At 66.0% G+C, this 25,050-nt stretch carries 26 protein-coding genes; 17 read left to right on the top strand and 9 right to left on the bottom strand.

What is annotated here, in order from left to right; genetic code table 11:
• Positions 1-32 precede the first annotated feature (32 nt).
• A complete protein-coding gene (locus tag AABF56_RS12340; protein ID WP_272806132.1) occupies positions 33-806 on the bottom strand; it encodes a 3-hydroxybutyrate dehydrogenase in 774 nt (257 codons plus the stop codon).
• 196 nt (positions 807-1,002) lie between these two features.
• Here AABF56_RS12340 and glpK point away from each other — a divergent pair, with 196 nt between their 5' ends.
• The 10 genes from glpK (at position 1,003) to sbmA (ending at position 9,642) form a co-directional block, all read left to right on the top strand.
• Positions 1,003-2,496: a glycerol kinase GlpK gene (gene glpK, locus AABF56_RS12335; RefSeq protein ID WP_272806131.1), complete on the top strand. Its 1,494-nt coding sequence runs from the start codon at positions 1,003-1,005 to the stop codon at positions 2,494-2,496.
• Positions 2,497-2,542: 46 nt separating this feature from the next.
• Positions 2,543-3,160, top strand: coding sequence for an exonuclease (locus AABF56_RS12330; protein ID WP_272806130.1), 618 nt, complete (start codon positions 2,543-2,545; stop codon positions 3,158-3,160).
• A 100-nt stretch (positions 3,161-3,260) separates the two neighbouring features.
• Positions 3,261-3,635 carry a YciI family protein gene (locus AABF56_RS12325; RefSeq protein WP_272806129.1) on the top strand — a complete coding sequence of 125 codons (375 nt, stop codon included), beginning with the start codon at positions 3,261-3,263 and terminating at the stop codon, positions 3,633-3,635.
• Positions 3,632-4,888, top strand: a complete 1,257-nt coding sequence (locus tag AABF56_RS12320; protein WP_272806128.1) for an RNA polymerase sigma factor — start codon at positions 3,632-3,634, stop codon at positions 4,886-4,888. The genes AABF56_RS12325 and AABF56_RS12320 overlap by 4 nt, the downstream gene beginning before the upstream one ends.
• A 79-nt stretch (positions 4,889-4,967) precedes the next feature.
• Complete coding sequence (locus AABF56_RS12315; RefSeq protein WP_272806127.1) at positions 4,968-5,450, top strand: SRPBCC family protein; 483 nt, start codon at positions 4,968-4,970, stop codon at positions 5,448-5,450.
• Positions 5,451-5,508: 58 nt separating this feature from the next.
• Positions 5,509-5,760: a type II toxin-antitoxin system Phd/YefM family antitoxin gene (locus AABF56_RS12310; RefSeq protein WP_272806126.1), complete on the top strand. Its 252-nt coding sequence runs from the start codon at positions 5,509-5,511 to the stop codon at positions 5,758-5,760.
• Positions 5,760-6,182, top strand: coding sequence for a type II toxin-antitoxin system VapC family toxin (locus AABF56_RS12305; RefSeq protein WP_317633297.1), 423 nt, complete (start codon positions 5,760-5,762; stop codon positions 6,180-6,182). The genes AABF56_RS12310 and AABF56_RS12305 overlap by 1 nt, the downstream gene beginning before the upstream one ends.
• A gap of 82 nt (positions 6,183-6,264) precedes the next feature.
• Positions 6,265-7,326, top strand: a complete 1,062-nt coding sequence (locus AABF56_RS12300) for an LLM class flavin-dependent oxidoreductase (RefSeq protein ID WP_272806125.1) — start codon at positions 6,265-6,267, stop codon at positions 7,324-7,326.
• Positions 7,327-7,371: 45 nt separating this feature from the next.
• Entirely contained in the window at positions 7,372-8,124 is a 753-nt protein-coding gene (gene map, locus AABF56_RS12295) for a type I methionyl aminopeptidase (protein ID WP_064330835.1), read from the top strand.
• A gap of 252 nt (positions 8,125-8,376) precedes the next feature.
• Positions 8,377-9,642 (top strand): peptide antibiotic transporter SbmA, encoded by a 1,266-nt coding sequence (gene sbmA / locus AABF56_RS12290; protein WP_244767092.1) that lies wholly within the window; start codon positions 8,377-8,379, stop codon positions 9,640-9,642.
• A 9-nt stretch (positions 9,643-9,651) separates the two neighbouring features.
• Here sbmA and AABF56_RS12285 read toward each other — a convergent pair whose 3' ends face one another.
• Positions 9,652-10,665 (bottom strand): polysaccharide deacetylase, encoded by a 1,014-nt coding sequence (locus AABF56_RS12285; protein ID WP_443021103.1) that lies wholly within the window; start codon positions 10,663-10,665, stop codon positions 9,652-9,654.
• 139 nt (positions 10,666-10,804) lie between these two features.
• Between AABF56_RS12285 and AABF56_RS12280 the strand changes: the two genes are divergently transcribed.
• The 3 genes from AABF56_RS12280 to der all read left to right on the top strand — a co-directional run bounded on the left by AABF56_RS12280 (position 10,805) and on the right by der (position 13,688).
• A complete protein-coding gene (locus AABF56_RS12280; RefSeq protein ID WP_272806124.1) occupies positions 10,805-11,389 on the top strand; it encodes an NnrU family protein in 585 nt (194 codons plus the stop codon).
• 101 nt (positions 11,390-11,490) lie between these two features.
• Entirely contained in the window at positions 11,491-12,162 is a 672-nt protein-coding gene (locus tag AABF56_RS12275; protein ID WP_272806123.1) for a tetratricopeptide repeat protein, read from the top strand.
• 92 nt (positions 12,163-12,254) lie between these two features.
• Positions 12,255-13,688, top strand: a complete 1,434-nt coding sequence (gene der, locus AABF56_RS12270; protein ID WP_272806122.1) for a ribosome biogenesis GTPase Der — start codon at positions 12,255-12,257, stop codon at positions 13,686-13,688.
• 195 nt (positions 13,689-13,883) lie between these two features.
• On the opposite strand, the gene AABF56_RS12265 is transcribed toward der, so the two are convergent.
• Together AABF56_RS12265 and AABF56_RS12260 are read right to left on the bottom strand one after the other, a co-directional pair.
• On the bottom strand, positions 13,884-14,798 hold the full coding sequence (locus tag AABF56_RS12265) for a sugar kinase (RefSeq protein ID WP_272806121.1): 915 nt from the start codon (positions 14,796-14,798) through the stop codon (positions 13,884-13,886).
• Positions 14,799-14,816: 18 nt separating this feature from the next.
• Positions 14,817-15,821 (bottom strand): Ldh family oxidoreductase, encoded by a 1,005-nt coding sequence (locus tag AABF56_RS12260; protein WP_272806120.1) that lies wholly within the window; start codon positions 15,819-15,821, stop codon positions 14,817-14,819.
• A gap of 151 nt (positions 15,822-15,972) precedes the next feature.
• On the opposite strand from AABF56_RS12260, the gene bglA reads away from it, so the two are divergent.
• Positions 15,973-17,616 (top strand): beta-galactosidase BglA, encoded by a 1,644-nt coding sequence (gene bglA / locus AABF56_RS12255; protein WP_272806119.1) that lies wholly within the window; start codon positions 15,973-15,975, stop codon positions 17,614-17,616.
• A gap of 66 nt (positions 17,617-17,682) precedes the next feature.
• Here the strand turns inward: bglA and AABF56_RS12250 are convergent, their stop codons facing one another.
• From AABF56_RS12250 to AABF56_RS12235, 4 genes are all read right to left on the bottom strand, one after another.
• Complete coding sequence (locus AABF56_RS12250) at positions 17,683-17,907, bottom strand: ParE family toxin-like protein (RefSeq protein ID WP_272806118.1); 225 nt, start codon at positions 17,905-17,907, stop codon at positions 17,683-17,685.
• A gap of 41 nt (positions 17,908-17,948) precedes the next feature.
• Positions 17,949-18,149, bottom strand: coding sequence for a hypothetical protein (locus tag AABF56_RS12245; RefSeq protein WP_244767084.1), 201 nt, complete (start codon positions 18,147-18,149; stop codon positions 17,949-17,951).
• Between the two features lie 57 nt (positions 18,150-18,206).
• Positions 18,207-19,901, bottom strand: a complete 1,695-nt coding sequence (gene ade, locus AABF56_RS12240) for an adenine deaminase (protein WP_272806117.1) — start codon at positions 19,899-19,901, stop codon at positions 18,207-18,209.
• Between the two features lie 80 nt (positions 19,902-19,981).
• Complete coding sequence (locus AABF56_RS12235) at positions 19,982-20,851, bottom strand: aldose 1-epimerase family protein (RefSeq protein WP_272806116.1); 870 nt, start codon at positions 20,849-20,851, stop codon at positions 19,982-19,984.
• A 163-nt stretch (positions 20,852-21,014) separates the two neighbouring features.
• Here AABF56_RS12235 and AABF56_RS12230 point away from each other — a divergent pair, with 163 nt between their 5' ends.
• The 3 genes from AABF56_RS12230 to AABF56_RS12220 are packed head-to-tail and all read left to right on the top strand — an operon-like array spanning position 21,015 to position 23,585.
• On the top strand, positions 21,015-21,515 hold the full coding sequence (locus AABF56_RS12230) for a GNAT family N-acetyltransferase (protein ID WP_272806115.1): 501 nt from the start codon (positions 21,015-21,017) through the stop codon (positions 21,513-21,515).
• A 31-nt stretch (positions 21,516-21,546) separates the two neighbouring features.
• Positions 21,547-21,957 carry a thiol-disulfide oxidoreductase DCC family protein gene (locus AABF56_RS12225; RefSeq protein ID WP_272806114.1) on the top strand — a complete coding sequence of 137 codons (411 nt, stop codon included), beginning with the start codon at positions 21,547-21,549 and terminating at the stop codon, positions 21,955-21,957.
• Positions 21,954-23,585: an SDR family oxidoreductase gene (locus tag AABF56_RS12220; protein ID WP_272806113.1), complete on the top strand. Its 1,632-nt coding sequence runs from the start codon at positions 21,954-21,956 to the stop codon at positions 23,583-23,585. Before AABF56_RS12225 ends, AABF56_RS12220 begins: the two co-directional genes overlap by 4 nt.
• 52 nt (positions 23,586-23,637) lie before the next feature.
• Here AABF56_RS12220 and AABF56_RS12215 read toward each other — a convergent pair whose 3' ends face one another.
• Positions 23,638-24,963, bottom strand: coding sequence for an aspartate aminotransferase family protein (locus AABF56_RS12215; RefSeq protein ID WP_272806112.1), 1,326 nt, complete (start codon positions 24,961-24,963; stop codon positions 23,638-23,640).
• Positions 24,964-25,050 lie beyond the last annotated feature (87 nt).

The following is a 25,050-nucleotide window of genomic DNA, read 5'->3' as shown; positions in this document are numbered from 1 at the left end:
CGCGGATACACAGGGTGCCCGCGCGTCCGTTTCTACTGGGCGGTCCAGCCGCCATCCACCGATATATGGGTGCCGTTGATCGACTTTGCCGCATCGGAGGCGAGGAAGAGCGCGATGGCCGCGACCTCGTCGACCCCGACGAACTCCTTGGTCGGCTGGAACTTCAGCATGACGTCGGACTTCACCTCAGCCTCGCTGATGCCGCGGGCCCTGGCCGTGTCGGGGATCTGCTTTTCGACGAGCGGCGTCAGCACGTAGCCGGGGCAGATGGCGTTGACGGTGATGCCGTTCTCGGCGACTTCCAGCGCGACGGTCTTCGTCAGGCCCATGATGCCGTGTTTCGCGGCCACATAGGCGGACTTGAACGGCGAGGCGACGAGGCCATGCGCCGAGGCGACGTTGATGACGCGGCCCCAGCCCTTGCGCTTCATGTGCGGAATGGCGGCGCGGATCGTGTGGAAGGAACTGGAGAGGTTGATCGCGATGATCTGGTCCCACTTCTCCACCGGGAAATCCTCGATCTTCTCGACGTGCTGGATGCCGGCATTGTTGACGAGGATGTCGACGCCGTCGAATGCTTCCACCGCCGTCTCGACGAGGTCGGAAATCTCGTGCGGCTTCGTCATGTCGGCGGGGTGATAGAGCACGCGTCCCTTGCCGAGGCCGTCGAGCCTTGCGCGGATCGCCTCGATCTCGTCCGCCGCGCCGAACCCGTTGATGACGACATTGGCGCCGCTTTCGGCGAAGGCGGTGGCGATGGCAAGGCCGATGCCGCTGGTGGAGCCCGTTACGACGACGCTTTTCATGCTTGCTGTCTCCCGATCATGCTGCGTTGCGGTAGCCTACGCCCAAAACTCGCGCGATGACAATTGCGTTTTCCGCGCGGTACAGTCCCGCTGAGGGCAGAGCGCGACTTGCGTTTTATTTTCCTTTGACATTCGTTTTAGTATCGTATTGAAGATTCCGAAGGGTCTGGGAGCGACCCGCAGCTGGGAGGAAGAGATGGGCGGATATGTTCTCGCGATCGATCAGGGCACCACATCGAGCCGGGCGATCGTCTTCGACGGCAAGCAGAAGGTCGTCGGTTCCGGCCAGAAGGAATTCACGCAGCATTTTCCGCAGTCCGGCTGGGTCGAGCACGATCCGGAGGAAATCTGGGACAGCGTCGTCTGGTCCGTCAAGGCCGCGCTGAAGAAGGCGGGCCTTGCCGCCTCCGACATTTCCGCCATCGGCATCACCAACCAGCGCGAGACGGTCGTCGTCTGGGAGCGCGAGAGCGGCAGGCCGATCCACAATGCCATCGTCTGGCAGGACCGCCGCACCGCCTCCTATTGCGAGAAGCTGAAGAAGCAGGACCTCGAAAAGACCTTCACCAGGAAGACGGGCCTGCTGCTCGATCCCTATTTCTCCGGCACTAAACTCTCCTGGATGCTCTCCAACGTGAAGGGCGCGCGGGCGCGGGCTGCCCACGGGCACCTCTGCTTCGGCACGATCGACACGTTCCTGATCTGGCGGCTGACGGGCGGCAAGTCCCATGTCACCGATGCCACCAATGCCAGCCGCACGCTGATGTACAACATCGCCTCCAACGCCTGGGACGACGAGCTGCTCGACATCCTGCGCGTGCCGAAGGCGATGCTGCCCGACGTGCTCGACTGCGCCGCCGATTTCGGCGTGACGGAAAAGGGCCTGTTCGGCGCGGAAATCCCGATCCTCGGCGTTGCCGGCGACCAGCAGGCGGCGACCATCGGCCAGGCCTGCTTCGAATCCGGCATGATGAAGTCCACCTACGGCACCGGCTGCTTCGCGCTGCTCAACACCGGCACCGACATGGTGCGCTCGAAGAACCGGCTGCTCACCACCATCGCCTACCGGCTCGACGGCGAGACGACCTATGCGCTGGAAGGCTCGATCTTCATCGCCGGGGCGGCCGTGCAATGGCTGCGCGACGGGCTGAAGGTCATCAAGGCCGCGCCCGACACAGGCGACCTTGCCGCCAAGGCCGATCCGACGCAGAACGTCTACCTCGTGCCCGCCTTCACCGGCCTCGGCGCGCCGCACTGGGACCCCGACGCCCGCGCCGCCATCTACGGCATGACGCGCAATACGGGGCCGGCGGAATTCGCCCGCGCCGCGCTGGAGGCCGTTTGCTACCAGACGCGCGACCTGCTCGACGCCATGCACAAGGACTGGAAGGCGAACGGCAAGGAAACGGTGCTGCGCGTCGACGGCGGCATGGTCGCCTCCGACTGGACCATGCAGCGCCTTTCCGACATCCTCGACGCGCCCGTCGACCGTCCGACCATCCTGGAAACGACCGCGCTGGGCGCCGCATGGCTCGCCGGCCAGCGCGCGGGCGTCTGGCCGGACCGCAAGGGGTTCGCCAAGTCCTGGGCGCGGGATACGCGCTTCGAGCCCAAGATGGATGAGAAGACCCGTGCGGTGAAGATCAAGGGCTGGAAGGACGCGGTGCGGCGCACGCTGAGCAACGGATAGGCTACCGGCAACTGCCTGTGCGGCTGATGGTGACGGGGAGAGCGTGATGCCTGAAGCGGCGGTGATTTTCGATTGCGAGTTTCTCTCGGCCGAAGGCGCTCAGCGGCGGCTCTGGTGCGGGCCTTACGATCCTGATCCGCTGGTGGTGCAGATCGGGGCGGTCAAGCTTCGGCTGGCCGGCGATTTCGAAATCGAAGACGCGTTCAACGTTTATGTGGAGCCGCGCGACAGGTATGGCCGCCGCTGCGCGATCGATCCCTTCCTCACGGCGCTGATAGGTATTGGCGACGGCATGATCGATGCTTCCGGAATCGACCTGAAAACGGCGCTCGCACGGTTCGCCGACTATGCGCGCGGCCTGGTGCTCTGGTCGTGGGGCAAGGACGAACTCGGCATGTTGGCGACGAGTTGCTATGTCGCCGGGATTACGCCGCCCATCGCCGCGAACCGATTCGACAATGCGTGCAAGTTGCTGCTGCACGGCGGCATGGCGTATGAGGATATGCAGAAGACGCCCAGCAGCGGGCTCATGGCGTTATACGGTCTCGACCAGGGTTCGCTCCGCGCCCACGATGCCGTCGACGATGCCCGATCGGTCGCTTTTGTCCTGCAGCACCTGCTGCGTTCCGGCCGGCTGACGCCCGCGGATTTCGATCTTTCCTAGGCTCTCATCACCCGCCTTCATCCCTATCATCAAAAATATTCCGGTGCGCCCTGTCGGCTGAGACGCTACTCCTACGTCTTTCAACCAACGGGAGTTCACCATGCTGTATGCCGTTCTTTGTTACGACGCCGAAAGTGAAGTCAACGCCTGGAGCAAGGAGCTCGACGCGAAGGTCATGGCCGATCTCGGGGCGGTCAACCAGCGTTATGCCGAGGCGGGCAAGCTCGGTCCGGTCGCGCGGCTGATGCCGACGACGGCGGCGGTCACCGTGCGCAAGGGCGCGACGGACGATATCGTCATGGACGGCCCCTTCGCCGAAACCAAGGAACAGTTCCTCGGCTTCTTCGTGCTCGACGTGGAGACGCTGGAGGAGGCGATCACCTTTGCCCGCGAGCTTTCGGCGGTCAATCCGGCCAACGGCACCTATGAGGTTCGGCCGCTGCAGTATTTCAATCCGGGAGTACCCATCACATGACAGAGCTTGCCTGGATCGATCTGGCGCTGACCTCGGCGCGGCCGCAGGCCATGGGGGCGCTGTTGCGCTACTTCCGCGACCTCGACATGGCGGAGGAGGCCTATCAGGAGGCTTGCCTGCGTGCGCTGAAGACCTGGCCCGACAAGGGCCCGCCGCGCGATCCGGCAGCCTGGCTCATCTTCGTCGGCCGCAACAGCGGCATCGACCAGGTGCGCAAGCGCGCCAGGCACCAGCCGCTGCCGCCGGAGGAGGTGCTGTCCGACCTGGAGGACACGGAAAGCGACCTTGCGGACCGGCTGGACGGCGCGCATTACCGGGACGACATTCTCCGCCTGCTCTTCGTCTGCTGCCACAGGGACCTGCCGGCGACCCAGCAGATCGCGCTGGCGCTGCGCATCGTCTCGGGCCTGTCGGTCCGGCAGATCGCCCGCGCCTTCCTCGTCTCGGAGGCGGCGATGGAGCAGCGCATCACCCGGGCGAAAGCGAAGGTGGGCGCGGCCGGCATTCCCTTCGAGACGCCGGATGCGGTGGCCCGGGCCGAGCGGCTCGGTCTCGTCGCGGCGATGATCTATCTCGTCTTCAACGAGGGCTATTCGGCGGGCGTTCCCGACAAGGCGGATACGCCGTTCTGCGCGGAGGCGATCCGGCTGGCGCGGCTGCTCCTGAAACTCTTTCCGGCCGAGCCGGAGATCATGGGCCTGACGGCGCTGCTGCTGCTCCAGCATTCGCGGCTTGCGGCCCGCTTCGACAAGGACGGGCAGATCGTGCTCCTGGAGGACCAGGACCGTTCGCTCTGGGACCGCAGCCTGATCGACGAGGCGCTGGTGCTGATCGACAAGGCGATCCGCCACCGCGCGCCCGGCGCCTTCCAGATCCAGGCGGCGATCGCCGCGCTGCATGCCCGCGCGAAAACGGCGGCGGAGACGGACTGGCTCGAGATCGACCTGCTCTACCAGACGCTGGAGCGCCTGCAGCCCTCGCCGGTGGTGCGGCTCAACCGCGCCGTCGCCGTCTCGAAGCGCGAAGGGCCGGAGGCGGCGCTGGCGCTGATCGAGCCGCTTGCCGACAAGCTGAACGGCTATTTCTATTTCCACGGGCTGCGCGGCGGCCTGCTCAAGCAGCTCGGCCGCTATGGCGAGGCGCACGAAGCCTTCGACCGCGCCATTGCGCTCGCCACGAGTTCGGCGGAGGCGGCCCATATCCGCCAGCATCTCGACAGCATGCAGCGCGAAAGGGCCGCAGCCGAAAAATAACCCCTTTTCGGTGTCGGACTGGCCGTCCGCCGGGCGTCCTTGCGATGAACCGCCGAACATATTCAACGAGGAGCCAGACATGACCGACGCCGAGATCAAGCCCGCCAACAACCGCGAACTGGTGCTGACCCGCGTGCTGAACGCAACGCCCGCCCAGCTCTTCAAGGCCTGGACGACGCCGGAGCTGATGAAGGAATGGTTCGCGCCGAAACCCTACGAGACGCCGGTCATCGAGATCGAGCCGCGCGACGGCGGCAAGTTCCGCACGGTCATGACCGGCCCGGACGGTTTCCACATGGACAACACCGGCATCTTCCTGAAGGTGGAGAAGGACAGGCGCATCATCACGACCGATGCCTTCGGCCCCGACTGGAAGCCCACCGAAAAGGCCTTCTTCAGCGCCGAGATTCTCTTCGACGACCTCGGCGACGGCAAGACCCGCTACACCGCCATCGCCCGCCACTGGACCGTCGAGGACTGCGAGATGCACGAGAAGATGGGTTTCCACGAGGGCTGGGGCCAGGTGGCGACGCAGCTGGAAGCAGTGGCTTCGCGGCTCTGATGAAGACGCTTTGCATCGCCCTCCATGTGTAGTAATGTTGCTACATATGGAGGGCGCCATGGCGGTCATGTCCAGCCGGGAATTCAATCAGGATACGGGCAAGGCCAAGAGGGCCGCTGAAAATGGCCCCGTCTTCATCACGGATCGTGGCCGGCCGGGCCACGTCCTGCTCTCCATCGAGGATTACAGGCGGTTGATCAGCGGCGAGAAGACGCTTGCCGACCTGCTGGCCATGCCGTCCGGCGAGGACGTTGAGTTCGATCCACCGAAGCTCTCCGATATCGGCGTGAAGCCGGCGGATCTCGGCTGATGTATCTGCTCGACACGAATGTCGTGTCCGAACTGCGGAAAACCTCGTCCGGCCGTGTCGATGCCCATGTCTTGCGCTGGTCGCAATCTGTGCCGCCGCCGCTCTGCCATATCTCGGCAATGTCGATGCTCGAACTGGAGATCGGCGTGCGCCAGATGGAACGCCGGGACGAGCCGCAAGGACTGGCTCTCCGCCGCTGGCTGGACGAGGTGGTGCTGCCGTTCTTCGCCGGGCGTGTCCTTCCGGTCGATCTTGCCGTGGCGCTGCGCTGCGCGGAACTGTCGGTTCCCGATCGGCGGCCGGAGCGGGATGGCTTGATCGGCGCGACGGCTCACGTTCACAACATGATTCTCGTTACGCGCAATGTGGCGGATTTCGCGGACATGGATATCCGCTTGCTGAACCCCTGGCTCGCCGGGTGAACACACTGTTTCCCGAACGGCCCTTTCAACCCGCCTGCGCCGGCCATATCTCTGGGTAAATCCCTCTTGCCTGGAATATCCCATGGAACTTGGCCTCTATACATTTGCCGACGTCGATCCCAACGCCGCCGACAAGGGGCGGGAAGGGGAGCGGCGGCTGAAGGACCTTCTGGAGGAGATCGCGCTTGCCGACCAGGTCGGGCTCGATGTCTTCGGGCTCGGCGAGCATCACCGGGCGGACTATGCCGCCTCGGCGCCGGCTGTCGTGCTGGCCGCCGCCGCCGCGCGGACCAGGACCATCCGGCTGACGAGCGCGGTGACGGTGCTTTCCTCGGACGACCCGGTGCGCGTCTTCCAGCAGTTCTCGACGGTCGCCCTTCTTTCCGGCGGCCGGGCGGAGATCATGGCCGGGCGCGGCTCCTTCATCGAATCCTTCCCGCTCTTCGGCTATGCGCTCGATGATTACGACCGGCTCTTCGAGGAGAAGCTGGACCTGCTGCTGGCGCTCAACGAGAGCGAGACCGTGTCGTGGAACGGCACGATGCGCCCGCCGCTGCCGGGGCTCGGCGTCTATCCGCGCCCCGCGCATGGCCGCCTTCCGATCTGGATCGCCGTCGGGGGCACGCCGCAATCGGTGGCGCGGGCGGGGGCCTACGGGCTGCCGCTGGCGCTTGCCATCATCGGCGGCACGCCGTCGCGCTATGCGCCACTCTTCGATCTCTACCGCGAGGCCGCGCGCCGCGCCGGGCAGGATGCGGGCGGGCTGAAGACGAGCATCAACGTGCACGGTTTCATCGCCGACACCACCGCGGCCGCGGCCGACACCTTCTACGGCCCGCAGGCCGAGGTGATGAACCGCATCGGCCGCGAGCGCGGCTGGGGGCCGACGAGCCGGGTGCAGTTCGACCAGTCGATCGGGCCGACCGGCCATCTCTTCCTCGGCGATCCGGAAACGGTGGCGAAGAAGATCGTCGCCCACCACCGGATCTTCCGCAACGACCGCTTCCTGCTGCAGATGGCGATCGGCCCGATGCCGCACGGGGCGGTGCTGCGCGGCATCGAGCTCTACGGCACGAAGGTCGCCCCGCTGGTGCGCGAGATGCTGGCGGACGACGCGAAGGGCGACGTGGCCGCTTCCGCCTGACAAGGGCGCGCGGGCATGGTAAGAGGCCCGCGAAAGAGAGACGCGATGACCCTGGAAAACGATGAAGACCTCAACGGCCTGAAGGCCATCGGCCGGATTTGCGCCAATGTGCTGCAACACATGTCGACCGCCATCCGGCCGGGCATGACGACCGCCGAGCTCGACCTGATCGGCCGGCGCATGCTGGAGGCGGCAGGGGCGCGCTCGGCGCCGGAAAGCTGTTATGCCTTTCCGGGCGCGACCTGCATCAGCGTCAACGAAGAGGTGGCGCACGGCATTCCGGGCGAGCGGGTGATCCGCGACGGCGACCTCGTCAATATCGATGTCTCCGCCGAGCTCGACGGCTATTTCGCCGATACCGGCGCCTCGTTCACGGTCGGGCGGTCGACGCCGGCCGTCGAGCGCCTGTGCCGCGACGGCAAGCGCGCGCTCTGGGTCGGGCTGAAATCGGTGCGGGCCGGCAGGCCGCTCGCCGAGGTCGGCAATGCCATCGGCGAATTCGCCCGCAAGAACCGATATACGCTGATCGCCAACCTCGCCAGCCACGGCGTCGGCCGCTCGCTGCACGAGGAGCCGACGGAAATCGCCACCTGGCCGGATCCGCAGGAAAAGCGCCGCATGACGGAAGGCCTCGTCTTCACCGTCGAGCCGTTCCTCTCGCTCGGCGCCAACTGGGCGGAAGGCGGCAGCAACGACGAGTGGACGCTCTACAGCGAGCCGAGCGCGCCGACGGTGCAGTTCGAGCACACGGTCGTCGCCACCCGCAACGGGCCGCTCGTGGTGACGCTGCCGGGCTGAACCGGGAACAGGAACCGTCTTTACCAGCCTTGTCGTTCAACGGACCATCGCGGCTCGGGGTGTTACAACGGTGCCCCGTTGTCCGGGCCGGCGTAAAGGGACATTCGCGTTGAACATCACCGTTCTTGGCGGCGCGCCTTCCATTAAATCTCGGTAATCCGGGCGCTTGGCGATTGTTGCGATGCGTAAACTCCTCTAGGTTCTGCGCGAACCGGCGGCATTGCTGCCCCATGCAAACGAGAGTTTCGCACCTTGTTCCACTCCTTCTTCCCGCAGCCGAAGCTGTTCTTTTCCTCCCTTGTTGTCTGGACGCTGCTTTCGATCGCGGCCTGGTACACGGTCGGCGCCAATTTCGGTGCGCTGATCGGCCTGCCGCCGCTGCCGGCCGGCACGGAGCCGCCGGTCGGCCTCGGTTACTTCGTGACGCCGGACAACATCTGGTTCTATCTCTATTTCCTGATCTGCACCGGCCTCTTCGGCCTGTTCTGGCAGATCCGGGCGAAGGATCACCCCTGGACCAACTGGTCGATATGGGGTTCGGCCTTCATCATCTTCTCGACCTATTTCAGCGTGCAGGTCTCGCTCGCCATCAACAACTGGCGCCGCCCCTTCGGCGATACCCTGCAGAACGCGCTGCAGGGCACGGGCGGTGTCACCACGCAGAACTTCTTCGACCTGATGCTGATCTTCTGCCAGATCGCCTTCATCAGCGTCTTCGTCTACGTCATCACGCGCTTCTTCGTCAGCCACTATGTCTTCCGCTGGCGCACGGCGATGAACAACTACTACATGTCGCTCTGGCCGCGCGTGCGGCATATCGAGGGCGCCTCGCAGCGCGTGCAGGAAGACACGATGCGCTTCGCGACGATCACCGAAGGCCTCGGCGTCAGCCTGATCGACGCGGTGATGACGCTGATCGCGTTCCTGCCGGTGCTCTTCGCCCTCTCCGTGCATATCGGCCCGCTGCCGGTCATCGGCGAAGTGCCGCATGCGCTGTTCTGGGCGGCGATCCTCTGGTCGGCTTTTGGCACCTTCCTGCTCGCCTTCGTGGGGATCAAGCTGCCGGGGTTGGAATTCCGCAACCAGCGTGTCGAGGCCGCCTACCGCAAGGAGCTGGTCTATGGCGAGGACGACGAGACCAAGGCCCAGCCCCCGACGGTGCGCGAGCTGTTCGACAACGTCCGGATGAACTATTTCCGGCTCTATTTCCACTATCTCTATTTCAACGTCGCCCGCATGTTCTATCTGCAGGCCGACAACCTCTTCGTCTACTTCATCCTCGTGCCGACCATCGTCACCGGCAAGATCACCTACGGCATCCTGCAGCAGATCCTGACGGCCTTCGGCCAGGTCTCCAGCTCGTTCCAGTATCTTGTGAACTCGTGGTCGACGATCATCGAGCTGCAGTCGATCCACAAGCGCCTCAAGGCTTTCGAAGCGGCGATCGATGGGCAGGAGCTGCCGAGCATCGACCAGCAGTTCATCGCGGCCGGTGGCAACGAGGAACTGGCGCGGTAGGCTTGGCCGTCAGAGGGCGGCTCCGGCCGCCTTCTTTTCTTTCGCGAGAATGTCCATCGCCTCGGCATAGCTGACGCAGGCGACGTCCTGTTTGCCGCAGGTCTCCGTCAGGAAGCGGTCGAGCGCGCGCCAGTAGGCGCCGGCGTTCATCTCCACGAAATGGAAGCCGAGCTGGAGGGGGATGCGCTCGCCGTCATATTGCTTCGTGAAGGCGTCGCGATAGGCCTGAAGCGTGCTTTCCTCGAAGGCGGCGCTCTTTTCCGGCACCTCCTTGCCCTTGGAATGGCGGACATAGAGGTTGTAGTCCATGGCGATGACCGGGCGCCGGGCGGCGCCTTCCGGCACGAGGGGCAGGGCGAAGCGGGCGATCTCGCCGCTTGCGACCGGCATGGCGGGTCCCTTCGAGACGAGGCTGGCATCATAGGTGAAGCCGTGTGCCTCCAGCGCCTTGATCAGCCCGCTGCCGGCGGAAAGATAGGGCGCGCGGAACCCCTTGATATCCTCCTTGACGAAGCGCTGCCAGTCCGCCGGCTCCCGCTCGCCGACGCCGGCATTCTGCCAGGCGTTCTTCAGCGTCTCGTGGAAGAAGGTGAACTCGCCCTTCCAGTCCTCCGCGCTCCATTTGCCCCCGTCGAAATGGCCGCAGGCGTGGCTGCCGATATCGTGGCCCTCGAGCTTTGCCAGCCAGATCTCGCCGAGGCGCAGGATCGTGTCCTCCCGGTCCGGGGAGAAGCCGACATTGGAGCGTCCTCGCTTTTCGTGCGGCGCCTGGTATCGGGCGCGCTCGTCCTTGGGGAAGAGGAAGGTGCAGGAGAGGAAATAGGTGAAATGCGCGCCGGTGCGTTTCGCCATGGCGCGGCTCTTCTCCCACAGGAGGTTGTCGTGTGCCCCGTCGAAGGAGACGATGACGAGCTGCTTGCGCTTAGCGGTCTCGATCGTGTCGTCCTTGGCAAGGGCCGGGCCGGCGGCGAGCGCGGCGGCGAGGGGAAGGAGGACGATCCGGAACGAGACTGAAGACGACATGGCTACCCGCGACAATTTGCAAAGGGGTTTTCATGGTTCGCGAATGCGGCAATCCTTTGATCGGGCTGGAATTGTCGCCGTGCGAGGGCTATTCCAGAGGAAACGGCCGCGGGCCGTCTTTTCTTCAAGGGGCATTTTCATGACGTTGCTCATCGCCGGTCTTGTTCTTTTCATCGTCACCCATCTTCTGCGCCCCTTCGCGCCGGGCCTGCGCAATGCGGGCATCGCCGCTCTCGGCAAGCCGGGCTGGATGGCGCTGCATGGCATCGTCTCGCTGCTCAGCCTCGCGCTCATCGCCTACGGTTTCGTCGATGCGCGCGAGAATGGCGGCGAGATGCTCTATTTCCCGCCGACCTTCCTGTCGCATATCGCGCTGACGCTGATGCTGATCGCCTCGATCTGTCTCGTCGCCGGCTTTCTGCCGGCCGGGCATATCCGCACGAAGCTGAAGTTCCCGCTGCTCGTCGCCATCAAGATCTGGGCGCTGGCCCATCTCCTGGCGAATGGCGAGAGCTATTCGGTGCTGCTCTTCGTGACGATCCTCGCCTGGGCGGTCATCCTGCGCATCACGCTGAAGAAGCGCATCGCGGCCGGGGAGACGAGGCTGCCGGTCTTCGTTTCGGCGAAATACGATCTGATTTCCGTCGTCGTCGGCCTTGCGCTCTATGCGGCGATCGTCCTCAAGCTTCACGAATGGGTGATCGGTGTTCCACCCCTGCCGTGATCATCGCCTGATCCCCGGCTTTTCGCGCCTGCCCCCTTACAACGCCGCCAAAATGGGGTAGAAGGCGCTAACTTTAAGCGTGAATTCGAGCCGGGCAGAACATGGCAAATCAGGACGACAGCTTTATCCGCGAGGTGAACGAGGAACTGCGCTCCGACCAGATGCGTCTGGTCTGGAAACGTTTCGGTCGCATCTTCATCGGCGCCGCCGTCCTGGTCGTCCTCGGCACGATCGGCAAGGTGAGCTACGACTACTGGCGCGACAGCGAGGCCTCGGCCGCCGGCGACAGTTTCCTGGCCGCCCTGACGCTTGCCCGCGAGGGCAAGAATGAGGAGGCGCTCGCCGCGCTGACCGCGCTGGAGAAGGACGGCTTCGGCTCCTATCCGGTGCTGGCGCGCATGCGCTCTGCCTCGCTGCTGGCGACGACGGACGCGCAGGGCGCCGTCAATGCCTTCACGGCGATCGCCAAGGATGGTTCCGTGCCACAGGCGCTGCGCGATGCCGCGCGCCTGCGCGCCGCCTATCTGCTCGTCGACACCGGCACCTACGACCAGGTTTCCGCCGAAGCCGAGCAGCTTGCGACGCCGCAAAGCGCGCTGCGCCATTCCGCGCGCGAGGTTCTCGGTCTCTCCGCCTACAAGCACGAGGATTATGCGCGCGCCAAGGAATGGTTCGACGCGATCCTTTCCGACAACGAGAGCCCGCGCAACGTCGCCAACCGGGCGCAGATGCTGCTTGACCTGATCGCCGCAAGCGGCAAGCTGTCCTCCTGATCTCGTATCATTTTTGACGCAGTTCCGGATGAAAGACCGCTTCGCCCTTTTACCGGAATTGCTTTAGCCGGCCACCGAAACGGAACACATCCATGAGCTTCACCGTCGCCATTGTCGGACGCCCCAATGTCGGCAAGTCCACCCTGTTCAACAGGCTCGTGGGCAAGAAGCTCGCGCTTGTCGACGATACGCCCGGTGTCACCCGCGACCGCCGCCCCGGCGATGCGCGGCTCGTCGACCTGAAATTCCGCATCATCGACACGGCCGGCCTCGAGGAGGCCGCGCCCGATACCCTGCTGGGCCGCATGCGCGCCCAGACGGAGGCGGCGATCGACGAGGCGGACCTCTCGCTCTTCGTCGTCGATGCCAAGATGGGCCTGACGCCGGTCGACCAGGCGCTTGCCGACATGCTGCGCCGCAAGGGCAAGCCGGTGGTGCTCGTCGCCAACAAGTCGGAGGCCCGCGGCTCCGACGGCGGTTTCTACGATGCCTTCACGCTCGGCCTTGGCGAGCCGACGCCGATTTCCGCCGAGCACGGCCAGGGCATGCTGGACCTGCGCGACGCCATCGTCGCGGCGATCGGCGAGGACCGTGCCTTTCCCGAGGACGACGAGGCCGTCACCGATGTCGACGTGCGCGCCGAGGCGGCTGCCGAGGGCGCCGGAGAGGACGAGGATTTCGAGCCGGAATATGACGAGACGAAGCCGTTGCGCGTCGCCATCGTCGGCCGCCCGAATGCCGGCAAGTCCACGCTGATCAACCGCTTCCTCGGCGAGGACCGGCTCCTGACCGGCCCGGAGGCCGGCATCACGCGCGATTCGATCTCCGTCGAATGGGACTGGAAGGGCCGCACGATCAAGATGTTCGATACGGCCGGCATGCGCCGCAAGGCCAAGGTGCAGGAGAAGCTGGAAAAGCTCTCCGTCGCCGACGGCCTGCGTGCCATCCGCTTTGCCGAGACGGTCGTCATCGTTTTCGATTCGACCATCCCCTTCGAGAAGCAGGACCTCCAGATCGTCGACCTCGTGCTGCGCGAGGGCCGCGCCGCCGTGCTCGCCTTCAACAAGTGGGACCTGATCGACGACCCGCAGGCCGTTCTTGCGGATCTGCGCGAAAAGACCGATCGCCTCCTGCCGCAGGCGCGCGGCATCCGCGCCGTGCCGGTTTCCGGCCAGACGGGCCGCGGCCTCGACAAGCTGATGCAGGCCGTCATCGACACGGACCGCACCTGGAACCGCCGCATTTCCACCGCCAAGCTGAACCGCTGGCTGGATGCGCAGCAGACGCAGCATCCGCCGCCGGCCGTTTCCGGCCGCCGCCTGAAGCTGAAATACATGACGCAGGTGAAGGCCCGTCCGCCGGGCTTCATGATCTCCTGCACGCGCCCCGATGCGCTGCCCGAATCCTACATCCGCTACCTGACGAACGGCCTGCGCAACGACTTCAACCTGCCGGGCGTGCCGATCCGCATCCACTTCCGCGCATCGGACAATCCGTTCGCGAACAAGGCGAAGAAGAAGCGCTGAGCGCCCTTTTGCCTTTCGGCGGATATGGCGTTTGCCCCTCACCCTAACCCTCTCCCCGCAAGCGGGGAGAGGGGACTTGCCCCGCGAACGGGTATTAGTTGGGGAAACCGGCGCGGCATATCCCCTTCGCCCCGTTTACGGGGAGAAGGTGGCCGGCAGGCCGGATGAGGGGCCGGAGTCGTTGCCCGGGTGACCTCAGCCCTCCGGCAGCTTGTCCTTCGCCACCAGCGCGCCGTGATGCTGGATGACCGCGGCCGCGACATCGGCGGCGAAGCGGGCGGCCTCTTCCGGTGCGGCGCCTGTCGCGAGGCGGGCGAGGAAGGCGCCGTTGAAGCTGTCACCGGCGCTGGTCGTGTCGACGATCTTCTCCACCCTGGCGGACGGCGCATGGCTGCGTTTCTCGCCGAAGACGAGGGTCGCGCCTTCGGCGCCGTCCTTCACGACAAGCCCGTCGACGCCGAGCGCGCGGTAGCGGGCAATGGTTTCCTCCAGCCCGGCATCGCCGAAATGCGTCGTCTCGTCGTCGAGGCTCGGCATGACCAGCGTCGCGGCGCGCGCGCCCGCGGTGATCGTCGCGCGCATGCGCTCGGCATCGTCCCAAAGACGCGGGCGGATGTTGGGGTCGAAGACGACGCGTTTTCCCGCGGCCTTGGCGCGGCGCAGCTCGGCGAGCAGCGTCTCGACATCCTCGGCCGGCAGGATCGCCAGCGTGATGCCGGAAAAGGCCACGATGTCGGACGCGTCGATGGCCGCGCGCAGCCGGTCGCCGTCGCGTGCCAGCAGCTTTGCCGCCGAAACGGAGCGCCAGTAGGAGAAGCTGCGCTCGCCGTCCTTCAGGTGGATCATGTAAAGGCCCGGCGAGCGGCCCTCGATGCGCGCGACATATCCGGTGCCGATGCCGTGGCCATCCATGAAGGCAAGCATCTCGTCGGAGATCATGTCGGTGCCGACGGCCGAGAAATAGTCGACGTTCCAGTCGTCGGGCAGGTACTGGCGGGCATAATAGGCGGTGTTGAACGTGTCGCCGGCAAAGCTCTTGCGCAGGAGGCCGCCCTCGGCCTGCATCAGTTCCACCATGCATTCACCGATCGTGAGCAATCGTGCCGTCATGTTCCAAGGTCCTCCCGGCTAGTTCCGCCGGAAAGAGGAAATACTGTCAAAGAGTTGCTGCGGCAAGCGGATGCCTGCGCTTTCGGCCTCGCGCTGACGTTTCACCCGGTCGAGGCCGGGAACGTGCACGTTGTGGTCTGTCGACAGCCTGTCCGCCTGCCGCGCCAGCCGCACTGGAAAATTGTCGGCGAAGAGCTGCGGCGAGAGCGCCAGGACGAACAGCCCGACACCCGGTGAGGTGTCGCCGGCCTGGAAATCGGCGGCGTCGAGCGACCAGTTGCCGCCGGTAAGGCCCGCGGCTAGGACTTCGACCATGAGGGCGATGTTGGCGCCGCGGCTGCCGCCGAAGGCGGTCAGCGCGCCCTGCATGGCGGCGAAGGGATCGGTCGTCGGCCGCCCATCCTGATCGACCGCCCAGGTGTCCGGGATGGGCTCGCTGCGTGCGGCGGCGGCGCGGATATTGACCAGTGCGGTCGCGCTCGACGACTGGTCGATCAGCAGGATCCCGCCGTCATCGCGCGGCGCGGCGAAGGCGAGGGGATTGGTGCCGTAGACCGGATGGCGGCTGCCGGCGCCGGCCAGCACGGCATGGCTGTTGGTCGCGACGAGGGCGACGAGGCCTTCGCTCGCGAGATTTGCCGCATACCAGCCGAGTTCCCCGGTCGTGTAACTGTTGCAAACGGTGAAGACGGCGATGCCGAAGGTCTTCGCCTTCGACGCAAGCTCTTCGCGCGCAATCGAGAAGCCGTGCTGCGCCACGCCGCCCATCGCGTCGCATTTCAGGATGGCCGGCACGGGTGAGGTGATGAGCGGTTCGGCCTTGCCGGCGATCCTGCCGTCCACGAGACTTCTGAGATAGTCCGTCAGATGGCTGAAGCCGACGGCCGGCTTGCCCGCCAGTTCCGCCTCCACGGTCGCCTCGGCGAGGGCCGCCGCCGCGGCCTCCACCATGCCGACGCGCATCAGCGCCGTTCGGGCAAGGTCGCGCGCTTCCTGCGGGGAAAGGGTGACGGCATCGGTCATGGGGTCAACCTTCTCTATGGAATTTGCCGGCATCATCCCGATCGACCGGCCCCGCGTCAACCTTCGAAAAATCGCGGCCCGGGCCGTTTACGCTCCGCCGGGGCCGCGTTACATCTTGCCGGAGACAACCGAAAACCGGAGCGAAAAAAGCATGGCGAAGCCCCGCAAGAAGGCTGATGACTGGTGGCGCGGGGCGGTGATCTATCAGGTCTATCCCCGTTCGTTCCAGGACACGACCGGCGACGGCATGGGAGACCTGCGGGGCATCACGAAGCGGCTCGGACACATCGCCTCGCTCGGCGTCGACGCCATCTGGCTCTCGCCCTTCTTCAAGTCGCCGATGGCCGACATGGGCTACGACGTCTCGGACTATTGCGACGTCGATCCGATGTTCGGAACGCTCGCCGATTTCGACGCCATGCTGGCGGAGGCCCATCGCCTCGGCCTCAAGGTCATCATCGACCAGGTCATCTCGCACACGTCCGACCAGCATCCCTGGTTCGTCGAGAGCCGTTCCAACCGGAGCAACCCCAAGGCGGACTGGTATGTCTGGGCCGATCCCAAGCCCGATGGCACGGCGCCCAACAACTGGCTGTCGATCTTCGGCGGGCCGGGCTGGGAATGGGACGGCGTGCGCAAGCAATATTACATGCACAACTTCCTGATCTCGCAGCCCGACCTCAATTTCCACAATCCGGATGTGCAGGAGGCGCTTTTGAAGACCGTGCGCTTCTGGCTCGATCGCGGCGTGGACGGCTTCCGCCTCGACACGGTGAACTTCTACTTCCATGACAGGAAGTTGCGCGACAACCCGCCCCACGAGCCCGATCCCGAGGCGGTCGGCCTCGATGCGCCGGACGTCAATCCCTACGGCATGCAGACCCATCGCTACGACAAGACGCAGCCGGAGAACGTCGCTTTCCTCAAGCGGTTCCGCGCGCTGCTCGACGAATACGAGGGGCGCGCGACGGTGGGGGAGGTGGGCGACGGCGCCCGCTCGCTGAAGACCGTTGCCGACTATACGAGCGGCGGCGACAAGCTGCACATGTGCTACACGTTCGATCTTCTCGGGCCGGACTTCACCGCCGACCATGTGCGCAAATGCGTGCAGAGCTTCCAGCGCGCGGTGACGGACGGCTGGGTCTGCTGGGCCTTTTCCAACCACGACGTCAACCGCCATGTCAGCCGCTTCATCCGCGCGCCGGAGGAGCGCGAGCGCATCGCCAAGCTCGCCATCACCCTCTTGTCGACCCTGCGCGGCTCGATCTGCCTCTACCAGGGCGAGGAACTCGGCCTCACCGAAGCCGACCTCGCCTTCGAGGACCTGCGCGATCCCTACGGCATCCGCTTCTGGCCGGCCTTCAAGGGGCGCGACGGATGCCGCACGCCGATGCCCTGGCAGCACGGCGAGGCCCATGCCGGCTTCAGCACCGGCAAGCCCTGGCTGCCGGTGCCGCAGGACCACGCCCGGCTTGCCGTCGACGTGCAGGAGAAGATCGCCGGCTCGGTGCTCAACCACTACCGGGCCACGCTCGCCTTCCGCAGGGAACACGAGACGCTGCACGACGGCGACATGTCCTTCCTGCACTCCAACCACGACATCCTCGCCTTCACCCGCGAGAAGGGCGGCGAGAAACTGCTTTTCGTCTTCAACCTGACGCATGAAAAGGCCGAATTCGTGCCGGCCAAGTCGCTGAAACTCGGCGCACCGCTGTCGGTGCCCGGCTTCGGGGCGAAGCTGAAGGACGGAACGATCGAGCTGGACGGGCTGGATATGGCCTGCGTGCGGCTGTAGGGGTTTCCGGCAATTCCTGACCGTGCGGAAGCACGGTCTGCCAGTATTTCCCCCTCTGGGAGCGTTCTACCGTTTTCGTCCGACGAGCCGGTCGTAGTCGGCATGTGAGCCGATCCAGAACCAGACGAGAGTGTCGGTCTCCGCATCCCTGACGGCGAGGGCGCGCCAGGAAAGGCCCACCCGGGCCGACCAAAAGCGGCCAACGGGTTTGAGCTGCAGGGATGGGTGTGCGGGGTTAGCTTTCAGGAGGGCGAAATTCCTGTCGGCCTGTTCGCGTATATGAGAAGGCACCGCCGCGTAACACGTTCAGAACGTGTCCGTGGCATGATGCTTCAAAGCGGGCGTGTCCGATTGTTGCGGAATTCAGCCAAAGCGAGTTCGGCGAGCTCGTCCAGAGTGCCGTTTGCGGTGTCTTCGGCAAGGTCCCGATCCCACCGCTCCGCCTGAAGCGCTTCAAACCATGCGGAAAACCGGTCGAACTCTTCTGGGCTGAGTTCAGACACGCTTTTCTCAATCTGCTCCAGTTTCGTCATGTCGCGCTCCTTTCATGTCTATTCTATGCGAAGGAGCCGAACGCGGAAAGGCAAACCTCACCCCATCAGCATGAACCGGTCCACGTCCACCATCCCCCGGTCGGAGATCTTCAGGTGCGGGATCACCGGCAGCGGCAGGAAGGCGAGTTGGAGGAAGGGTTCCTCCAGCGTCGCGCCCAGCGCGAAGGCGGCCTGGCGCAGGTGGTGCAGCGTGTCGCGGACGGTCTCGTAGGGTTCGAGGCTCATCAGGCCGGCGACGGGGAGCGCGATCTCGCCGGTAACCCTGCCGCCATCCACCACGACGAAGCCGCCCTTGATCTCGCCGAGGCGGTTGGCGGCGAGCGCCATGTCGTCCTCGTCGACGCCGACGACGCAGATGTTGTGGCTGTCATGGCCGACCGTCGAGGCGATGGCGCCCTTCTTCAGCCCGAAGCCCTGCACGAAGCCGTTGGCATGGTTGCCGTTCCTACCGTGACGCTCGATGACGGCGACCTTGACGATGTCCTGCGCGAGATCGACGGTCGTCTGGTTGCCCTTGGTGGGCAGCCGGTAGCGGCGGTGCTCGGTGATGATCTTGCCCGGCAGGACGCCGATGACCGGCGTTTCGCCATCGGTGACGGGCACGGCGAAGTGGGCGGCGTTGACCGGGCGCGCCTTGACGCTGTCGAGCCCGACCGGCGCGACGGGTCGGCGCGTCGCAAAGAGCGCATCGCCCACCCTGCGGCCGGCGGAGAAGACCATCTCGGCCTTGCAGGTCTCCAGCGTGTCGACGATGACGAGGTCGGCGCGCCAGCCGGGCGCGACAAGGCCGCGGTCGCGCAGTCCGAAGGCCCTGGCCGCCGAGATCGAGGCGGCACGGTAGACGGCGAGCGGTGCGCGCCCATGGCTGATGGCGGTGCGGATCATGTAGTCGAGATGGCCCTGCTCGGCGATGTCGAGCGGATTGCGGTCGTCCGTGCACAGCGCGATGAAGGGCGAAAGGCGCTCGGTGATGATCGGCAGCAGCGCCAAGAGATCCTTGGAGACGGAGCCTTCGCGCACGAGGATGTGCATGCCCTTGCGGATCTTCTCCAGCGCTTCCTCGGCGGTGGTGCATTCGTGCTCGGTGCGGATGCCGGCGGCAAGATAGCCGTTGAGGTCCTTGCCCGAGAGCAGCGGTGCATGGCCGTCGATATGGCCGCCCTGGAAGGCCTCCAGCTTGGCAAGACAGACGGGATCCTTGTGGATGACGCCGGGGAAGTTCATGAATTCCGCAAGGCCGATCACCTTGGGATGGTCGCGGAAGGGCAGCAGGCGCTCGATCGGCAGGTCCGCGCCCGATGTTTCCAGATGCGTCGCCGGCACGCAGCTCGACAGCTGCACGCGGATGTCCATGATCGTCTCCAGCGCGCTGTCGAGGAAGAACGCGATGCCCTCCGTGCCGAGCACGTTGGCGATCTCGTGCGGGTCGCAGATCGCTGTCGTCACGCCATAGGGCAGCACGCAGCGGTCGAATTCGTGCGGGGTGACGAGCGAGGATTCGATGTGCAGATGCGTGTCGATGAAGCCGGGCACGACGATGCGGCCGGAAATGTCGATCTCCTCGCGGCCCTCGTAGTCGCCGCAGGTGCCGACGATGCGATCGCCCGAGATGGCGATGTCGGAGGCGACGAGGTCGCCTGTCACGAGATCGAAGAACTGCCCGCCCTTCAGCACGATGTCGGCAGGCTCCCGGCCGGTCCCCTGATCGATGAAGCGTTCCAAGTCGGTCATGGCGAAGTCTCCCGATTCCATTGGGGAGACTCTAGCGGTGCGGCGGGAAGAGGGAAGGGCCGGCGCGTCGAATTGCGCGTTCAGGCGGGAAAGGTGACGGTGAAGGCGAAGCGGGCGCGCGCTCCCGCGGCAAGCACGGTCGTGTAGGGACGGTCTCTCAATTCGCGCGAGCCGCCGAGTTCCGCAGCCGTGCCGTGCCAGGGCTCGACGCAGAGGAAGGGCGCGCCGGGCTTGGTCCACAGCGCGAGGTTCGGCAGATTCTCGAAGCGGAAGGCCAGCGCCGGCCCGCCTTCGGCGCCGTAGGCGAGGTCGTCGTCCGCGCCTTCGGGGAAGACGAGCGCGTCGTTCTCGAAGAGATCGGGGGAGAGGCGGAGCCGGCCCGCGGCAAAGGGCGAGGGCGTGCGGCCTTGCGACAGCAGGCCCTTCTCCAGCGGCTGGCGCCGCGGCTCCCCGGCATTGCCGAGCGTCACGGCATGCGGCCTTCCCGCCGCGCCGGGCAGAGGCCAGAGGAAGGCCGGGTGGAAGCCGAGACCGAAGGGCATGGCGGTCCTGCCGCGGTTTTCGACTTCGGCGGCGACGGTGAGGGTCGGGCCGTCCAGGCTGTGCTCGACGGAGAGCAGGAAGTCGAACGGATAGACGGCGCGGGTTTCGTCCGAGGCCTCCAGGCTGTAGCGGCACAGCGTGTCGCTTGCGGCGGCCAGCGAGAACTCCCGTCGCCTGGCGAAACCGTGCTGCGCCATCGCATGGGGCTCGCCGTCGATGAGGAGCGTATCGTCAGGCGCCTTGCCGACGATCGGGAAGAGCACCGGCGAGCGCCCCGTCCAGAAGGTGGCGTCGCCGTTCCACAGCCATTCCGCCCCGTCCCGGGTGGTGACCGACTGCATTTCGGCACCGAGCGAGGAGACATCAATCGACAGGAAGCCGTTCGCTATGCGGGTGGTGGTCGGCATGGGCTCGCCCTTAAGGTTTCTGGCGCGCAGAATAGCCCTCAAACGGGCCGGACTTGCAAGGCCCATCCGGCCACGGTTAAAGCATGCCGTGCGAAAGAACGCAGCGGACTTGCGACAATGGCATGCACTGAAAGATCGCGGCGTGCCATTCAGGGAGAAGCGGATGCAGCCGGCATGGACCACGAGGACACCGGGACCGTCGGAGATCGCGGCGCTGGCGCAGCTCTGGTTTGACGGATGGCAGGATGCGCATGCGGCGGTGCTTCCAGCGGCGCTTGCCAGCCTGCGCACGCGGCAGAGTTTTGCCGATCGCCTGTCGGCCATGCTGGCGGATGTGCGCGTGATCGGCGATCCGGACGCACCGCTCGGCTTCTGCGCCATCCGGCATGACGAGCTCGACCAGCTTTTCGTGGCGCCGGCAGGGCGCGGCAGGGGCGTTGCCGCCGCGCTCGTGGCGGATGCCGAAGGACGCCTTGCCGCCCGTGGCGTGGCGACCGCCTGGCTCGCCTGCGCGATCGGCAACCACCGCGCCGCCCGCTTCTACGAGAAATGCGGCTGGCACCTTGCCGCGACCGTCGTCCACCGGCTGGACACGACGGAGGGGGCTTTCGATCTGGAGGTCTGGCGCTATGAAAAGCGGCTTTCTCCGGCGGTTGCGGATTGATGGCGCATCGCCGCCATCCTATGTTGAGGACATGACCCGGAACGACGCGGCAGGCCCGATCATCGTCTTCGATGCGGAGTGCATTCTCTGCTCGGCCAATGCGCAATTCGTGCTCCGGCACGATCGCGCCCGGCGGTTCCGTCTTGCCTCCATGCAGAATGCGGTCGGCGCAGCGCTCTATCGCCGCTTCGGCATCGATCCGGCCGATCCCGAATCGATGATCGTCGTGGATGGCGACCGGCTGCTCAAGGACAGTGATGCGGTGCTGGCGATCTATGCCGGGCTCGGCTGGCCGTGGAAGGCGCTGTCCGCGCTGCGGTTCATCCCGCGCTTCCTGCGCGATCCCGCCTATCGCTGGCTGGCGCGCAACCGCTACCGGGTGTTCGGGCGACGGGACGCGTGCTGGATCCCCGCGCCGGAGGATGCGGACCGGGTGTTGTGAAGCGGGTCATCGTTCTCGGCGGATATGGCGGTTTCGGCGCCCGGCTGTCCCGGCTGTCCCGGCGGCTGGCGGCGGATGGCTGGGCGGTGCTGGTCGCGGGCCGCGACAGGGCAGCGGCGGCGCGGCTCGCCGAAGGCTTGCCCAATGCAGCGGCGCTTGCCGTCGATCGCAACGGCGATCTCGGCCCCGTGCTCGAGGCGCATCGTCCCTTCCTGCTGATCGATGCGGCCGGACCCTTTCAGGGCAGCGGCTACCATGTTGCGGAAGCCTGCATCGCGCGCGGGGTGCATTATGTCGACCTTGCGGATGCGCGGGACTTCGTCTGCGGCGTCGGACGGCTGGATGCGGCGGCGCGGGCGGCCGGAGTCGTGGTGGTCTCGGGCGGCTCCAGCGTGCCGGCGCTTTCGGGCGCGGTCATTGCCGAGCTGGCACGGGACATGGAGCGGGTGTGCTCGGTCGAGATGTCGATCAGCGCCTCGAACCGCGCGACGGCCGGCGCTTCCGTGGCGGCCGCGATCCTCAGCTATGTCGGAAAGCCGGTGCGCCTCTGGCGCGGCGGGCGCTGGCGGCAGGAGACGGGCTGGCACCGGTTGCGCCGGCAGGACTACGCTGTTGCCGGCCGGCCGCCCATCCGGCGGCTGGTGGCGCTTGCGGATGTGCCGGATCACGATATCGTTCCGGCGGCGCTGCCCGGCCGGCCGGCGAGCATTTTCCGCGCGGGACCGGAATTCTCCTTTCAGCTGCTGACGCTCTGGCTCTTGAGCTGGCCGGTGAAATGGGGATGGCCGGGCTCGCTTTCGCCCTTCGCTCGATGGCTGCTGCCGCTGCAGAAGCTGAGCGCCCGTTTCGGCACGGATCGTTCCGCCATGGTGATCGAGGTGAAGGGATTTTTCGAGGGGGCGCCGGTCCTCCGCCGCTGGACGCTGATCGCGGAAAATGGCGACGGCCCGGAGATCCCGACGATCGCCGCCCATGTCGCGGCCGATGCCATCGCGGCGGGACGCCTTGCGCCGGGCGCGCGACCGGCGGCGGGCGAGATGAGCCTTGCGCAATTCGCTCCCCACTTCGAAAGGCTCGCCCTCCATCGGGCGATCGAGAGCCTGCCCTATGTGCCGCTTTACCGCCGTGTCATCGGTGCGGTCTACGGCACGATGCCGCAGCCGGTGCGGGACATGCACGACCTTGTCGGCGATGCCGGGGCCGCGGGCTGGGGACGCGTGCGGCGGGGACGGTCGCGTCTGGCGCGGCTTGTCTGTGCCGTCATGCGCTTTCCGCCGGAGGGCGAGCACGACCTGCACGTTTCCTTCGAGGAGAGGGATGGCGTCGAGTGCTGGACGCGGGATTTTTCCGGCCATGTCTTTTCAAGCGAACTCAGCCAGAGCGGCGCACGCCTTGTCGAGCGGTTCGGGCCGATGCGCTTTTCCTTCGACCTGCCGGTGGATGCCTCCGGCCTGGCGATGGTGATGCGTGGATGGTCCGTCTTCGGCCTTCCGATGCCGCTGGCGCTGGCGCCGCGCAGCACGGCGCGCGAATGGGCCGAAGGCGAGGATTTCTGCTTCGACGTGCCGATCGGGCTGCCGGTCATCGGCGAGGTCGTGCACTATTCCGGACGGCTGCGGCGGCTCTGACGCGAACGGAAATGGCGGCCGAAGCCGCCATACCGCCGCCGGATCGTCCGGATCAGATGTTGTTCTGCAGCACCTCGCGCAGCTTGCCGAACAGTTCGTCGATCTCGCGCTTCTCGATGATGAGCGGCGGGGAGAGCGCGATGATGTCGCCCGTCGTGCGGATGAGAAGGCCCTTCTCATAGGCCTTGAGGAAGGCATTGAAGGCCCGCTTGGTCGGTTCGCCGGCGATGGAGGCGAGCTCGACGGCGCCGATCAGGCCGACATTCCGGATGTCGATGACGTTCGGGCAATCCTTCAGCGAATGCAGGCCTTCCTCCCAATAGGAGGCGAGTTCCGTGGCACGGGTCAGGAGACCCTCTTCCTTGTAGGTGTCGAGCGTGCCGAGCGCGGCGGCGCAGGCGATCGGGTTGCCGGAATAGGTGTAGCCGTGGAAGAACTCGATCATGTGCTCCGGGCCGTTCATGAAGGCGTCATGGATCTCGGAGGTCACGAAGACGGCGCCCATCGGGATCACGCCGTTGGTGAGGCCCTTCGCGGTGGTGATGATATCGGGCTTCACGTCGAAATACTGCGCGGCGAAGGGTGCGCCGAGGCGGCCGAAGCCGGTGATGACCTCGTCGAAGATCAGCAGGATGCCGTGCTGCGTGCAGATCTCGCGCAGCTTCTGGAGGTAGCCCTTCGGCGGGATGAGCACGCCCGTGGAGCCGGCGACCGGCTCGACGATGACCGCGGCGATGGTGGAGGCGTCATGCAGGGTGATGATGCGCTGCAATTCGCTGGCGATGTCGCCGCCGTGTTCCGGCTCGCCGCGCGAGAAGGCGTTCCTGTCGGGGAAATGGGTGTGCGGCATGTGGTCGACGCCCGTCAGCAGCGTGCCGAACATCTTGCGGTTGGCGACGATGCCGCCGACGGAGATGCCGCCGAAATTGACGCCGTGATAGCCGCGCTCGCGGCCGATCAGGCGGAAGCGCGCGCCGTCGCCCTTGGCGCGGTGATAGGCGAGCGCCACCTTCAGCGCGGTCTCGACCGATTCGGAGCCGGAATTGGTGTAGAGGACATGGTCCATGCCCTCGGGCGCGATGTCGACGAGGCGGTTGGCGAGCTCGAAGGCCTTCGGATGGCCGAGCTGGAAGGCGGGCGCATAGTCCAGCTCGCCGGCCTGTTCGCGGATCGCCTCGGTGATCTTCGGGCGACAATGGCCGGCATTGACGCACCAAAGGCCCGCCGTGCCGTCGAGCACCTGGCGGCCGTCATGGGTGGTGTAATACATGTCCTTGGCGCCGACGAAGAGGCGCGGTTCCTTCTTGAACTGCCGGTTTGCCGTGAACGGCATCCAGAAGGCACGCAGGTCGTTGGGGGTGTTGAGGCGGTTGGACATGCGGTCTCTCCGTGATCCTTGAAATGCTGGGCCTTTAATGCGGGGGCCGTCCCGGCGGGCACTGCGGATGGAATTTTTACCCGCTGG

Origin of the sequence: Shinella sp. WSC3-e, assembly GCF_945994535.1 — a bacterium.
In the GTDB taxonomy this organism is placed as follows: domain Bacteria; phylum Pseudomonadota; class Alphaproteobacteria; order Rhizobiales; family Rhizobiaceae; genus Shinella; species Shinella yambaruensis.
Note: the sequence above shows the minus strand (reverse complement) of the source record. Positions and strands in the feature narration are given on the sequence as shown.